Origin of the sequence: Halorubellus litoreus (assembly GCF_037081675.1) — an archaeon.
Taxonomy (GTDB): Archaea; Halobacteriota; Halobacteria; order Halobacteriales; family Natrialbaceae; genus Halorubellus; species Halorubellus litoreus.
Map to the genome: position 1 here is coordinate 303,733 of NZ_JAZAQL010000004.1, position 14,496 is coordinate 318,228.

At 71.5% G+C, this 14,496-nt stretch carries 7 protein-coding genes; 1 reads left to right on the forward strand and 6 read right to left on the reverse strand.

Annotated elements, in window-relative coordinates:
* Window positions 1-44 precede the first annotated feature (44 nt).
* The 3 genes from VYJ16_RS18985 to VYJ16_RS18995 form a co-directional block, all read right to left on the reverse strand.
* Window positions 45-1,892 carry a VWA domain-containing protein gene (locus tag VYJ16_RS18985; RefSeq protein WP_336351891.1) on the reverse strand — a complete coding sequence of 616 codons (1,848 nt, stop codon included), beginning with the start codon at window positions 1,890-1,892 and terminating at the stop codon, window positions 45-47.
* Between the two features lie 2 nt (window positions 1,893-1,894).
* Entirely contained in the window at window positions 1,895-3,040 is a 1,146-nt protein-coding gene (locus VYJ16_RS18990) for a MoxR family ATPase (protein WP_336351892.1), read from the reverse strand.
* 226 nt (window positions 3,041-3,266) lie between these two features.
* A complete protein-coding gene (locus VYJ16_RS18995) occupies window positions 3,267-9,041 on the reverse strand; it encodes an outer membrane protein assembly factor BamB family protein (protein WP_336351893.1) in 5,775 nt (1,924 codons plus the stop codon).
* A 281-nt stretch (window positions 9,042-9,322) separates the two neighbouring features.
* On the opposite strand from VYJ16_RS18995, the gene VYJ16_RS19000 reads away from it, so the two are divergent.
* Window positions 9,323-9,508 (forward strand): DUF4177 domain-containing protein, encoded by a 186-nt coding sequence (locus tag VYJ16_RS19000; protein WP_336351894.1) that lies wholly within the window; start codon window positions 9,323-9,325, stop codon window positions 9,506-9,508.
* Between the two features lie 42 nt (window positions 9,509-9,550).
* Here the strand turns inward: VYJ16_RS19000 and VYJ16_RS19005 are convergent, their stop codons facing one another.
* Genes VYJ16_RS19005 through VYJ16_RS19015 form a run of 3 tightly spaced genes read right to left on the reverse strand, consistent with a single transcriptional unit; the run spans window position 9,551 to window position 14,479 of the window.
* Complete coding sequence (locus tag VYJ16_RS19005) at window positions 9,551-11,494, reverse strand: PAS domain-containing sensor histidine kinase (RefSeq protein WP_336351895.1); 1,944 nt, start codon at window positions 11,492-11,494, stop codon at window positions 9,551-9,553.
* Window positions 11,491-12,981 (reverse strand): PAS domain-containing protein, encoded by a 1,491-nt coding sequence (locus VYJ16_RS19010; RefSeq protein ID WP_336351896.1) that lies wholly within the window; start codon window positions 12,979-12,981, stop codon window positions 11,491-11,493. Before VYJ16_RS19010 ends, VYJ16_RS19005 begins: the two co-directional genes overlap by 4 nt.
* Window positions 12,974-14,479, reverse strand: a complete 1,506-nt coding sequence (locus VYJ16_RS19015; RefSeq protein ID WP_336351897.1) for an ATPase domain-containing protein — start codon at window positions 14,477-14,479, stop codon at window positions 12,974-12,976. Before VYJ16_RS19015 ends, VYJ16_RS19010 begins: the two co-directional genes overlap by 8 nt.
* Window positions 14,480-14,496 lie beyond the last annotated feature (17 nt).

Here is a 14,496-nt window from a genome sequence, read left to right on the forward strand (position 1 = left end):
GATGACGCCGTCCTGTTGCACGTCCCGTGAGTCGGGTGTGGTGGTCAGGCGAGTAGTTGGCGGGCGAGCGAGCGGAGCGTCGCGTCGAGCGAGCTGCTGTCGGTGTAGACGATGCGGTCGAAGAACCGTGCGTGCGTTCCCGGGTCGCCGTCGACGTAGACGCCGTAGACGGGGACGTTGCAGCGGTCGAGCTGGTCGAGGAACGCGTCCTCGTCGTCCGGTGCCCCGTCGGTGACGACGACGATGAACGACCGGGTGCCGGAGCCGGCGTCGAGTCTGTTGCGCGCGATCTCGAGGGTGTCCGTGAGCGGGGTCCACCCGGAGGCGCGGCCGGCGGTGATGGCGTCCGCGTAGCGGTTGGGCGTCCCGCCGAACGGGAGTTCGAGGAACGGGGCGTTCTCGAGCAGCGAGAGGACGGACACGTCGACGCCGACGTCGTGGAGGGCGTGGACGAGCTGGGCGGTCGCCGATTCGGCGTCCCTGATGCGGTCGCCGTCCATGGAGCCGGAGCGGTCGAGGACGACGAGGCACCGGTAGTCGCGTTCGTCGCCGCGGACGCGACGCTTGAACACGCGGTCGCGGCCCTGGGCGGCGCGGGCGAGTCGCTGCGGGTCGATGCGTCCGGTCCGTTGCCCGGCGCGCTCGTCCGCGCGCCGACGCCGCCGGAGCGTGCTCCGAAGGTCGTTCGCGAGCGGCTCAGCGCGGCGCTTCGCGGCCTCCCAGCGTCCTCTGTCCCCGTCGACGTCGTCGACCTCGACGACGCCGGTGCGGTCCAGGCCGACGTCCTCCGCGTGCACGAGCTCGAGGAGCTTCGCGGCCTCCCGCTCCAGCGGCGATTCCGTCCGGTCGTCGTCGAGGAGAGACGTGACGGAGTCGTCGCCGCTCGGTCGTCCCCCGGTGGCGTCGTCACCGGAGTCCGCCGGCCGCGACGCGTCGCCGCGCCGGCTGGTGGTGCCCGAGCCAGTCCCGGGACCGGCCCCGCGGGTCGCGCCCGGTCCTTCGGGGAGGTCGGTCGCGCGGCCGGCGCTCCCGAGCACGTAGTCGCCGGCTTCGATCGGCCTGAAGCCCTCGGTCTGCATGCGGACGGACTGCACCGTCGGCAGCTCGTCGAGGTGGTCGCGGACGGTCTCGAAGAACGCGACGCTGCGGTCCACGCGGTCGCGGCCGGACGGGAGCGCGAGCACGTCGTCGACGAACGCGGCGACGTCGGGGGCGAGCGCGGCGACGACGTCGCGGCGGCCGTCGTGGACGCGATAGCGGTCCGCCCCTGGGTCGAGTATGGCGCGGAACCGGGACTCCGCGCCGAACCCGTGCTCGAGGATGCCGATGCAGAGCGCCTCGTACACGGTGTACGTGAAGGCGTCGTCGGGCGCGTACGCCTCGACGTACCGCTCGTGGTCGCGGTGCTGGAGTCGCCGGAACGTCTCGTTCAGCGTCTCGAAGTCTCGAGTCAGCGAGAACTCCGCCGCGAGCTGGGCTTCGATGACGACGTCCTCGGCGGCGTTGAAGAGGCTGCGGTAGACGTCCCGATGCCGGGGGAGGACCTCGGACTGTCGTTGGTCGAACCGCTCGAAGTCCGAGTACATGACGTGCCCGAGCTCGTGGAACAGCAGCCCGAACTGGACGCGGCGGTCCCAGACCGCCGGCGCCTGGTCGGTCTCGACCTGCTCGAAGCGCTCGACGGGGATGTGGATCTCGAAGTCGTGCGGCGAGCCCTCGGGGGCTCGGTGCGCGAACGCGCCCGAGTGCTCGAACGTCACGCGGACGTCCAGCGCCGGGTCTGTGAGGACGTTCGCGAGCCGCTGGAGTTCCGTGCGGCGTCGCTCAGAGCGACTGTCCGTGGTGGACAGCCGCGCGAGCTCCCGACGCGACGTCGTTCGGTCCAGCTCCACGGTTAGAGTGACTTCTCCAGGAGCGTCGCGACCAGTGATTCGTCGTGGTCGTCGACGCGAGCGAGCAGTTCGCTCTCGGTGGCGGTCCGCATGTCCATGAAGCCGTCCTCCATGAACGTCGCGATGCGGACGAGTTCGCGCGTCGTGATCGGCGTGGTCAGTTCCCCCGCGACGTAGGCCTCGCGGAGCCGGCCGGCGAACTCGACGAGCGATTCGACCTCCGCGCGCTTCCGGCGGTCCAGGTCGGTTCGTTCGAAGAGTATCTCCACCTCGACCTCGGTCGGGAGGTAGTCGAGTTCCACGTGCCGGAACCGCCCCTCGAACGCGGTGTTCTGCTCGTAGGTCCCCTGATAGCCGGGGTTGGCGGTGGCGATGACGCGGAACTCCTCGTGGGGGTCGACGACTTCGCCCGTCTGCGGTATCGTCAGCGACCGCGTGCCTTCGCGCTCCATGACGGCGTTGAGCGCGGCGGCGGTGTTCGCGTCGGCGGCGTTGATCTCGTCGAGCAGCAGGACGCCGCCGGCGCGGACGGCGCGCGTGAGCGGGCCGTCGACCCACGACGTGACGCTCTCGCCGCCGGGCGCGGAGACGAGCTGGAGGTGCCCGAGGAGGTCCTCGCGGTACGTGGTCTCCGAGAGCGTCACGCGATACAGCGGCCGGTTCGTTCGCGCACAGAGGTACTTCGCGAGGTAGCTCTTGCCGACGCCCGGGGGGCCGTTGAGGATGACGTTCATGCCGGCCTCGAGCGCTCTCGTGACGACCTGGACGTCGGTCTTGTCGGCGACGGTCTCGCGCTCGTAGTAGCCGTCGGCGGGAACCGATGGGACCTCCCTGTGGCCGACGTCCTCGAGGACGGCGAGGTGCCCGAACCGGTCGTCGGTCCGCGCACCGGCTTCCTGCGGCGGGTCCGACGGGCCGGCCGTGGCGTCGTGGTGGCCGTCGGCGGGACGGAGCGAGAGCCGTGGGTCGTCGCGGTCGTCGAGCGGGGTGCAGAGAACGGCGAGACACTCGCTGACGGCGTCGGGCGCGGCACCGTCGACTGCGGCGCTGACGTGGTCGACGACGTCGCTTCGACGGGGTGGCGTCGCGGCGTCAGCTACGTAGCTGGCGGCGACGGCCGCGATCGGTCGGGAATCGGGGTCTGTCATCGGGGTCTCCGTACGCTTCCCAGTGGCGTATTCGTCTTCAAGGCGGTGTTGGGCTCGGGGCCGAACGCTACCGTCTCGAGTCGACGGGTCGTCCCGGTGGGGGTACGATACGCGTCGTCTGCGTGTCGGTTCGATGCTGGATTCGACCGGGTGCGTGATGTGGTATTCATTGGATTGGTTTCGGGGGATGGGTGTCGTTCAGCCGAAGGCGATCGAGGGGTGTCGTTCAGTCGAAGGCGACCGTTCTGGCGGTCGTGTCGACGGCGTAGACGGTGCCGTCGGCGACGACGGGCATGGATTCGAGCGGGTCGCCGACGCTGGTCCGCCATTCCTCGGTGCCGTCGCTGGGCCGCAGGCAGTGAACGGTGCCGGTGGCGTTCCCCGCGACGACGTGGTCGCCGACGACCGCGGGGAACACGCGGCCGTGGTCGCCGACGGTTCGCGTCCACTGGACGCTCCCGTCGGCGGCGTCGAGCGCTCGGACGTCGCCGTCGTCGAGTCCGACGAAGACGCGGCGCGGCCCGACCGCCGCGGTCGCAGCCGTCGCGTCCGCGACGTCCGCTCGCCATCGCTCGGTGCCGTCGGTGGCGTCGAGCGCGAGAACGGCGGACCCGCCCGGGCAGACGTACACCGTGTTCCCGCGAACGGCCGGTGGCGCGCGACCGCCAGCGCTCCCGCCGCCGCCGTCGAGGTCGACGCGCCAGCGCTCGGTGCCGTCCGTCGCGTCCACCGCGTGCAGGTGCGTGCCCTCCGCGAGGACGTACGCGGTCTCCCCGTCGGTCGCGGGCGTCGAACACGCACCGCCCGCGGTCTCGAACCGCCACCGTGGGTCGCCGTCGGCGGCGGCCAGCGCTGACAGCGTCCCGTCGTCGTCGCCGACGAGCACCGCGTCGTCGACGACCGCCGGCGTCGATTCGACGCGGCGGTCCACCAGCCCCGTCCACTGCTCGCGGCCGGACTGGGCGTCGATCGCGTACACGCCCGGGCCGTTGGACCCGGCGTGTCCGACGTAGACGGTTCCGTGGGCGACGGTCGGCGCTTCGAGGCTGGTTCGGACGCCGCCGTCGCCGAACAGGTCGCCGAGGCCCTCTCCATCGTGCCCGCCGTCGTCGATGGGTGCGCGCTCGTACCGCCACTTTGGCGTGCCGGTCGCCGCGTCGAGCGCCCACACCCAGGTTCGGCCGTCGACGTAGACCGCGTCGTCGACGACGGCGAGCGCCGCGTGGGCCGGCTCCGAGAGGTCGACGTCCCAGTCTGGAGCGACGGCCCACGTCTCCGCCGGCGCGTCCCGCGGCGGGTCGCCGGCAGTGGCCGCCGTCCGCGCGTGATTGGCCCGCCCGGTCGGGACGCGCGAGGGGTTCGTGCCCGCAGTCGACGGTGCGTCGAGCGCGGCGTCGAGCCGGTCGCGGGCGGTGCGAGCGGCGGCCCGGACGGCCGGCCGCGGGTCGGTGACGGCCGCTTCGATGGCGGGCCGGTCGGCTCGCGTTCCGACGTGGCTCAGTGCACGGAGGACGTGCCGGCGGACGCCCGGGTGGGGGTCGTCGACGTGCTCGCGGAGCCGGTCGACGTCGCGTTCGGGGAGCGCGACGTGCAGGTCGAGGACGTCGACGAGCGCCTCCGCGCAGGTCGCGCCACGTTGGCCGTCGACGGTGTCGAGCGCGCGGACGAGCGCCCCGGCGACGACGGCGGCGTGAGTCCGGTCGTCGCCGACCGTTCGCAGGCAGTCGACGGCGGCGCGCGCAACTCGGGCTTCGACGTCCGCGACGCGGACGGCTATCTCGTCGACGCTCTCGACCACCGCCGTCGCGTCGCCGTCGGCGACGCGCGCCAGTTCACCGAGGGCGCACTCGCGGACCCTCGCGTCGCCGTCGGTCAGTGCGTCCGTCAGCTCGGCGACGATGCCGTCGCGGAGTCCGGGCTCGCCGGCGGCGAGCGCGCCGAGCGCCAGCACGCGCGCACGTTGGCGGTCGACCGACGCGGGCTCGGCGCCCGGCGGGTCCACGAGGCGGTCGCGGACCGACGCCACGTCCGCGCCGGGCTCGCGGCTCAGCGTCGCAATCGCTTCGGCGACGCGACGTCGCAACGTCGGCTCGGCCGCGTCGAGGTGCTCGAACAGCATCTCGAGGGCGGTCGTCGCCGCGATACCGTCGGTCGTTCCGAGGTCGGTCACCGCGTCGACCGCCGCCAGCGCGACCGCCCAGTCGCCGTCGAGCGCGTCCGCAAGCGCCTCGCGGATCGTCTCCCGCGCATCGCCGGCTGGGACGGCCGTCGCGAACGCAGGGAGGGCCGCCAGCATGCGCCGCGCCGCGTCCAACGGGAGCGACGGGAGCGCGTCGGCGAGCCGCGTGCCGACGGCGGCGACGAAGTCGGCGTCGGCGCTCTCGCAGAGCGTCGATGCGGCCGTCGACGCGGCCGGGTCCGTCGTCAGCGCGAACCACGTGGCGACCTGGTCGGGAGTCGGCTCGACCTCAGGCTTGCCATCCTCGTAGGCGCCGAGGACGCGGAGGAACTCGACGTGGCCGGTCTCGGCGAGGACGGCGACGAAGCTCCGTTTCGCTCGACGCCGCAGCTCCGGGGCGTCGCCGAGGTCGAAGTGGGTGACGTCGCGCTCGGCGAGGTCTGCGCCCATCCGCGCTCGCCCAGCGTCCTCGTGGGGGTCGAAGACGTTCCCGACGTCGATGAACGGGTACGCGACGCGGTCGCCGCCGTGGGCGACGGCGCGTTCGAGCGCGCGGAGGTAGTGCGCGAGGCCCTCCCGGCGCATCGGCGGCAGCGCCTCCGCCTCCCGCGCTTCGAGCGCGGCGACGACCGCCTCGGGCGCGGATTCGGCGACGCGCAGGAGGCGGTCGGTCAGGAGCGCGTACGCGCGACCGTCGTAGACCGCGTCGAGCGCCCCGAGCAGCGCCGCCGGGCCGCCCGCGGTCGACGCGATTGCCTCGCCGGAGAGGTGGCCGACGGCCTGGATCACGCGGTCCTCCGGCACCCCGTCGGCGGGAACCTGTTCGAGGACGGCGGGGGCGAGCGCCGCGTCGACCCCCGGCGCCGCCGCGAGTACGTCGGGAATCGTTCGGAGGGCGTGCGCGCGGTGGACCGTCGTCCAGTCGAGCAGTCCCGACAGCGACTCGGCCAGCGCCTCGGCCGCGTCGGGGCGCTGTGCCGCGACGGCCGCGACCGTCCACGTGGCGCGTGGCACGACCGCGGCCGGCCCGAAGAGCCGCGCCTCGAGCGCGCCGGCGTCGACGAACGTCTCGAGGGGGAGGTCCGCGGCCAGCACGCGGACGGCGCGCAGTGCCCGCCCGGTCACGAGCGGCGAGTCCGCGCCGATCGCGTCGTGGAGGTGCTCGCTGAGGGTGGCCGTCGCGAGCGCGCGGTCTCGACGAACGGTCGCTGCGAGCGCCGCGGTCGCCTGTCCGCGGACGACCGCCGGTTCGGCGTCGGCGGCGAGCGCGAGCAGCGCCCCGACTCGCCCTGGGTTCTCGGTCGGGTGGGTCGCGTCGTCCGGCGCGTGCGTCGGCGCGAACGCAGCCAGCGTCTCGGTGAGCGAGCCCGGCGACGCGTCGGCGACGACCGCGCCGAGAACGTGACAGGTGGCGCGAGCGCGGAGCGACGGCCGTTCGCGAGCGACCCGCTGGAGGGTCCCGAGTACGGCCGCCGAATCGACGGGTGCGGCGGTCGCCAGACCGCGAGCCAGCCGGTCGACGTCGGCGGGGGTCGCCTCGCTCGGCGAGAAGTCGGCCAGCCAGTCGCTGTCCGGGGCATCCGGTGGTGGCGACGGGTCGTTGCTCCGAGCGGTCGCGGCGCGTCGGACTTCCGCGTCGGGGTGGGCGGCGAGTTCGCGCAACGCGCCAGCGGCGCGCTCGTCGTCGGTCCACGAGAGCGGCGCGACGACCTCACGGAGGACGTCGCCGTCGGCGTCGTCGAGGCGGTCGACGAGCGCGTCGACGGCAAGCGGTGCGAGGTACGGCCACTCGGCGAGCGCGTCGCAGAGGGCGCTGGCGGCGGGGTCTCTCGCGGCTGGGGCTTCGAGCGCCGCGGCGAGCGCGCGGACGACCGGCGGGCCGGCCGCCGGATGACTCCCGACGAGCGGCACCACCACCCGGTCGACGAACGCACCCACGTCGACCGCGGGAGCGCCGTCGCGAGTGCACTCGCGCTCGACGGTGGCGAGGACGCTCTCCAGGGCCGGCAGCGCCGTCTCGGGGTGGTCTCCCGCCAGGTGCGCGAGCGCGCGACCGACGAGGACTGGCGCCGAAAGCACCCGCTTGCCGAGCCACGCCGTCGCCTCGGCCGCATCGCTCCCGTCGGCGACGACCCCATACGCAGCCGCCAACCGAGCCCGCACGGCGAGGCCGGCGTCGTCGGCCTCGAAGCCGGCTCGGAGCCGGTCCGCGTAGGGTGCGACCGACGCGGGCGACGTCCGAGCCACCGCGAGCACCGCGCGCGCCGCCTCGCGCCCGCTCTCGTCGTCGGGACCCGTCGCCACGAGGTCACCCACCGCGGCGTCGAGCGGATCTTCCCCCGACGCCGCGAGCGCGTCGGGCGCCGACGTCGCGAGTTCGCAGAGGAACTCGCTCGCCGCCGCCTCCTGCAGTTCGCCACGGTCCACGCGCCGCCGTAGTCGATCGACGACCGCAGGGAGCGCCGGCGGCGTCGCGTCCGCGACCGCCAGCAGCGCGTCCGCCACCTGCGTCGCATCGTCCGGGTACTGCGAGAGGTGCGCGACGAGCGCGTCGACGACCGTCGGCGCCTCCCCCTGCCAGAGCGCGCCCGCAGTCCCCAGCAGCGAGAGCGCCTTCCGCCGAACGCCCGCGGTCCCGTCGTGGCGCGCCCACCGGAGGTACCGCACGACCGCCGGCCGCGACCCCGGTGCACTCGCGCCGAGGTCCAGGAGCGTCCCGGCCGCCACGCGACGCACCTCCTCGGCGTCGTGACCGAGGAACACCGCGACCACGTCCAGGTCGAGCGCGTCCACCGTCACCGCACCGTGGGCGGAGAGCGTCGAGAGTAGCGCCTCCGTGAGAGCGCTGCCGGCGTCGTCGTCGCCGAGACGCGCCGCCACGCGACGGACCGTGCCGGGCGCCCGCTCGTCCGGCCGCCACCCCACCACGGTCCAGATCGCCGAGAGCGCGCTCCGAATGACCGCGGGGTCGTCGGTGAGGCGCGCGACGAGTTCTCGCACCGCGGTAGGCGCGGCCGCCGGACGCTTGGCGGCGACTGCGCTGAGCGCGCGGACCGCCGCCTGGCGTTCCTCCCGAGACGACCCCGTCGTGCCGTCGACGAGCGCGGAGACCGCCGCCGGCGCGTCGAGCCACTCGAGCTCGGCCGCCTGACCGTCCGCACCCGCTATACGGGAGAGCCCGTTCGCGGCGGCGACTCGCGTCGCATCGTCGACGTGCTCGAGCAACCGCTCGTAGGCGACCGACTCTGGAACCTCCCCGTCCAGCGCCACCACCGCCCCAGTCATCGACTCGACCGCGTCCGGCACCGGGTCGGCGTCCGCGCGCTCGACCGTCCACGCGGCGTTCGCCAGGTGCCGCCTGAGCACCGGCGGTTCGGCGACCCCGAGTCGCGCGAGCGTCCACAGCGAACGATCGGACCCTCCCCCGGCCGCGACGAGCGACTCGACCGCCGGCTTGAGGACCGCCGGGTCGCGGCCCGCGAGCGCACAGGCCACGTCCCGCGCGGCGGCGTCCTCCCGGTGGCTGGCGGCCGCGACCACCTCGCCGACGTGCTTCCGGACACCCGGTGGGTCTTCACGGGCCAGCGTCGCGAACAACTGGCCCTCCCGGCCATCGACGTCGTCCGCCGCGAGCGCATCACTCGGGAGCGAGTAGTCCGCGAGGAGCGACATCGGCGCCGGGTCCTCGAGCGCCAGCACCAGCTCCAGCCCCGCCTCGCGAACGGCTGGACTCGACGCAGTCACGGCTTCCACGGCATCGGCGCGCGCAGCAGCCGCGTCCACGTCGCCCCGGAGGACCCCGAACCGCTCACGCCGGAGCACCCTGACGTCGAGCGGCCCCGCACGCTCGACGTCCCGCTCATCGGAGCCACTCGAACGCGACCGGACAGACGCGCTGGACAACTGCTCGGTGATAGACGACGCTAACCAACGCCCCAGTAATCAACGGTAGGGCCAACCCACGAATCTCGTACCCCGGACGAAGCCGCTCGGACGAAGTTCAACTGGACCCCGGCCAGCACCGGGACGACATCGTTCCGATTCGTCCAGCCCCTCACAAGAACCAGAAGACGCTTGACATTAGAAATATTCGTTCGGCTCGTATGCCCTCCTACGAATACCGGACGATCGAGGTCGACAGTAGCATGATGGTCGCGGGACTCGGTGGCGACGTCCACCCCCCGGTCGAACAGTTGAACGAACTGGGCGCGGACGGCTGGGACGTCGCCGCGCCCATCACCGACAAGACCGGCGAAACCGTGAGCCTCCTCCTGCAACGAGAAACCTGATACCACCACGCCGATTCCACGACCGCTCCGGGACTGTGGCGGTCACGGGTCTGGGACGTCGGTGACGTCGAAGCGCGCCCCGCCGGTGGCGCTCTCGGTCACTTCGATTTGCCAGTCGTGTGCCTCGACGATCTCGCGGACGATGTTGAGCCCGAACCCGGTGCCATCGGACGCGGTCGAATACCCCGGCTGGAACACCTTCCTCGAGGCCGCGGCGGGAATCCCCTGCCCGTCGTCGGCCACGTAGAACCCGTCCTCCAGCGACCCGACCGAGATCGTGAGCGACGAACCCGCTTCCTCCGTATCCCCTCGCGGTGCGTTTCGCGCGTCGGCGGTGCCGTGGTCGACGCTGTTCCGGATGAGGTTCTCGAACACCTGTCTCAGGCGACTAGGGGCCGCCCGGACGGCTCGGTCGGTGTCGACGACGAGCGACGCGTCGCCGGTCTCGACGGTCCGCCAGCTCTCCTCGACGATGGCCGGGAGCGACACGACCTCGGCGTTCGTGACCGTCTGCCCGTCGCGCGCGAAGGTCAGGAGGTCGTCGACGAGGTCGAGACTACGGTCGAGTGCGTTGCGGACCTCCTCGAGGTTCTCGCTGTCGGTCGACGCCATCTCCTCTTCGAGGTAGCCGCGCGCGACGTTCAGGGGGTTCCGGAGGTCGTGGGAAGCGGCGTTCTTGAAGCGCTCCAGGCGCTCGTTCTGCGCTTCGAGGGTCTGCGTGCGGTCCCGGAGCTCCCGCTTGGTGGCGAGGCGGTCGAGTTGCGTGGCGGCGTGCGACATCAGGAGCTCGGTCAGCTCGAGGTCGGTCTCGTCGAAGGCACCCGTGGACCGGCTCACGGACTGGAAGACGCCGTGGTCGCCGATGGGAACCGTCAGCGCGGATTCGAACTCGCTGACGACTGGCGTCACCGAGTGCTGGCTGAGGTCGTCGACGATCGAGGCGTCATTGGTTCGATAGACGCGGGCGGCGATGTTGTCGTCGGCGTCTATCGGCGTTTCCTCGTAGTAGTGCTGGGCGTCGAGGTCCGTCGACACCGCCTTCGGGATGAGGACGTCGCCGACGGCCTGGTCCGCGATGGCGATGTCGAACTCGAGTATCTCCTCGGCGGCCTCGACGATGCGGTCGTAGACGGCGTCGCGAGCCTCGAGGGACCCGATGTCGGTCGCCACCTCGTGGAGCCGGTGGACCTGGGACCGGTGCCGTTCGACCTGCCGTTTCCGCGTCTTTCGTTCGGTGATGTCTCGACCGAGCGCGACGATGCCGGTGACGGCGCCGTGCGTGCTCGTGACCGGCGAGAGGCTGGCGTCCACCACGGCGCTGTCCCCCTCGGGCGCCACGTGTTCGGCTTCGAATCGCTGGAACTCGCCGGCTGCGGCCCTGCGGACGCGGTCGCGGAGTTCCGATTGCAGGGACTCGGCGTGGGTCCACCACGGCGTCTCCCAGAAGGGCTTCCCGGCGACGGTGTCGAGGGTGGCGTCGATGAAATCGAGGGCGGTCTCGTTCGCGGTCCGGAGGGTTCCGTCGGGGTTGAGGACGGCGGCAAAAGAGGCGGGGTGGTCGAAGACGGTCTGGAACTGTCGTTCCAGTTCCGATCTGGGCATCGGATCGGTGTGTCGGGGTCGGGTCCGTAGCAGGACCAGCGTCTGGACGTCGGTGGGCGAGAGTTCGATGGCGTCGACGTGAACGGGATAGGTGGCGCCGTCGCCGCGGTGGTGGACGCCGGTGTGGGTCTGCCAGTCCGTCGACTCGAGGTCGGCCGTGAAGGCGTCCCAGTCCTCGAGGTACGGGACGTCGGACTGGACGGCGTCGAGGCTGGTGCCGATGAGGTCGGCGTCGGTTCGGTCGAGGCGCTGGCACGCGGTGTCGTTGACCGCTCGAACCGTCGGCGCGCTCGTCTCGCAGACCAGGAGACTGGCCGTTCCGGCATCGGCCAGTTGCAGCGCGGACGCGACCGCAGGCGCCAGGTCGGTGTCGGTGTGTATCATACTGCCGGGAATCGTACTGTCACGGCGTCCGCTTCGTCGCCCGCTATCTCGATGGTGCCGCCCGCCGCGCTCGCGACCCAGTTCGCCAACCAGAGCCCGATACCGTCGGCGTGGAGCAGTGGCGTCTCCTCGCCCGCGGCGAGCACCTCGCGGTCCGGGTCGAGGGGCTCCGTGCTGTAGTCCGTGATCGTCGCTTCGATCACCTCGGCGTACTCGCTACAGCGATCGATGGACACCGTCGGCCGGCGGGGCGTCCCGTCACAGCGCTCGAGCGCGTTCCGCACGAGCTCCCTGAACACGACGACCGCGTTGCTCGGTACCAACGGCAGCGGGCCGCTCGGGACGTCGATATCCAGTTCCGTCGCCGGCGCGTGCGCGTCGAGCTCGGAGAGAGCGGTCTCGAGCGCGGTCGTGATACACACGCCACCGGAATCGTCGTCGAGCCCCTGGAGGACGACCTCCGTGTCGTGGACCCTCTCACTGAGCTCCGTCAGGTCCGCAGCGGCCGAGGCGACGGCGTCGAGATACGACTGCTCCTCGTTCCCCGAGACGTGCTGCTCGAGCAGTTCGCAGTACCCCTGGATGACGCCCATCCCGTTCCGGAGGTTGTGCCGGAGGATGCGATTCAACACGGTGAGCCGTTGCTCGCGGATCTTCCGGTCGGTCACGTCGGTCTGGAACCCGACGAAGCGAGTGACCTCGCCGTCGTCGTCCCGAACCGGCGCGACGTCGACCCGATTCCAGAACAACCGGCCGGACTTCTCGTAGTTCTGGAGTTCGACCGACACCGGCCGTTCCGCATCGATCGCCGCTCGCAGCTCCGCGACTGGCTCCGGACTCGTGTTCTCGCCCTGGAGTAACCGACAGTCCCGCCCCACCACGTCCGCCTCCGCGTACCCCGTGAGCTCCTCGAACCGGTCGTTCACGTACACGATGTCGTTCGAGTCCGAGCCGGCCTCGCAGATCGTGATGCCGACCGGTGCCGCGTCGATGGCGCGTTCCTTGATCCGGAGTTCCGACAGGGTCTCGCGGAGCTGTGCCTCGCGTTCGCGGAGTTCGAGCGACTGCGTGCGCTGTCGGAGCAGCGACGCCAGGCGCGCGTCGAGTTCCGCCTGTCGGATCGGCGCCTCCACGACGTCGTCGACGAACTCCCACACCTCGCTCCGCGAGAGCAACCCCGACTCCCGGCTCGCGACCAGCAACAACGGGAGGAACGCGAGGTCCGCGTCCGACTTGCAGTCCTGGAGTGCGTCCCGATGCGCCCGGAAGTGCGTCGCGTCGACGATGCAGAGATCGAACTCGCTCTCGAGTCCAGCAGGCGTCTCGGCGGTCGCCACGTCGTAGTCCTCGTCGGCAAGCCACTCCCCGAGCAGGCGCCGGTTCTCACCGGGGTCCATGAACAACAGCACCGTGCGCGGCCCGCGTACCGATGGCTCTTGCGCGACGTAGGAACTCGTGGTAGATGCATCGTTGGGAGGGTCATCCATCGCTATCAGGCTCCTCTCCGTCCGGTGGTCTCACGGTTTCGTCGCCGGGGTCGACGAGGTCGGGGGTGCCCTTGAGGACGCCCCGTAACTCCCGCAGTGGCTCACCGACCTCGATACCACGGTCCGTGATCTCGAACTCGCGGAGCGTCCGTTCGAAGTCGCTCGTCCGTTTCTTCAGTATCCCGAGGGCCTTCCGGAGTTCGCCCTGCATCTCGAGGTACCGGAGGAAGACGAGGTTGTCGGCGAGGTAACTCACGTCCTCCGCGGTGGGTTTGAAGTCGCCAGTCACCGATTCGGTGGCGTCGACCAGGATGACGGTCACGCCCATGTTCTTCAGGTACCGGCACAGCGAGTGTAGCTCTCTCCTGAGGTCGTCCTTCTGGCCGCGGAGCGAGAGCCGGTACCCGTCGATGCCGTCGATCATCACGATCTCGGCGTCGTTCGCTTCCACCTCCTCGCGGACTCGCGCCGCGAACTCGCTCGAGGAGATGCGGAGCGGCTCCATCTCCGCTATCTCGAGCGTGCCGCGGTCCCGCATCTCGGTCACGGGGATGTCGGTCTGCTCCGACCGCTCGAGGAACGTCTGCGTGTTCTCTTCGAACATGTAGATGACCGACCGTTCCCCGCGCTCGGCGGCTTCCTTCATGAACTGCGTGCCGAGCGTGGTCTTCCCGACGCCGGTGGGGCCACTGAGGATGGTGACGGTGCCGCGCTCGATGCCGCCGTGGAGTTGGTCGTCGACCTCGGGAATCCCCGAGGAGATGGTTTCGGTGTCGAATGCGGCCGAGTGCGTCCCGGGGACGAGTTCCGGGAAGAGGGCGAGCCCGTCGGGCGTGATCCGGAACGTGTGCGGGCCTCGCGCGGAGTCGGACCCGCGGAACTTCTTGACCTCGAGTTCTCTGCCGTGCGCGCCCTGGGAGAGGGCGATGGTGCCGTCGCTGAGGTACTGGAGGTCAGCGTCGGACCGGGCGGCGGTCGCCTGCGTGGTGAACAGGACGGTGGCGCCGGTGTCCCTGAGCAACTGGACGAAGCTCCCGATGAGCTCGCGGAACTGGTGGTCGTCCGGGGCGAGGTGCCGGAAGCGACTGAGCGGGTCGACGAACACGCGGTCGGGGTCGTGCTCCTCGATCGCGTCCGTGACGGCGGCCGCTATCTCCGGGCCTTCGGTCTCCGCGGCGCTGAAGATGTCGTATCGCTGGCCGTCGCCGAAGGCGTCGCTGCTCGGCGTGAGGTCGAGGAACTCGATGCCATCGAGGTCGAACCCGAGACTGGCGGCGTTCTGTCGGATGTCTTCCGTGGACTCTTCGAGGTTCACACAGAGAGCCGTCTCGCCGGCGTCGCGGCCCGCGGTGAGGTAGTGCAGGCCGAGAATCGTCTTGCCGGTGCCCGGGTCGCCGGTCAACATGTACGCGCGGGTCGGGATGAGTCCGCCGTCGAGTACCTCGTCGAGACTGTCGATACCTGTCGTGATACGAGTTGGTGCAGTCGGTGATGTCATGGGTTGGTGTGTGCGTG

What these genes read in the sequence shown, in the direction of transcription:
- VYJ16_RS19005 (WP_336351895.1), bottom strand. Translation starts at nt 11,494, where the DNA reads ATGATACACACCGACACCGACCTGGCGCCTGCGGTCGCGTCCGCGCTG.
- VYJ16_RS18990 (WP_336351892.1), bottom strand. Translation starts at nt 3,040, where the DNA reads ATGACAGACCCCGATTCCCGACCGATCGCGGCCGTCGCCGCCAGCTAC.
- VYJ16_RS19015 (WP_336351897.1), bottom strand. Translation starts at nt 14,479, where the DNA reads ATGACATCACCGACTGCACCAACTCGTATCACGACAGGTATCGACAGT.
- VYJ16_RS19010 (WP_336351896.1), bottom strand. Translation starts at nt 12,981, where the DNA reads ATGGATGACCCTCCCAACGATGCATCTACCACGAGTTCCTACGTCGCG.
- VYJ16_RS19000 (WP_336351894.1), top strand. Translation starts at nt 9,323, where the DNA reads ATGCCCTCCTACGAATACCGGACGATCGAGGTCGACAGTAGCATGATG.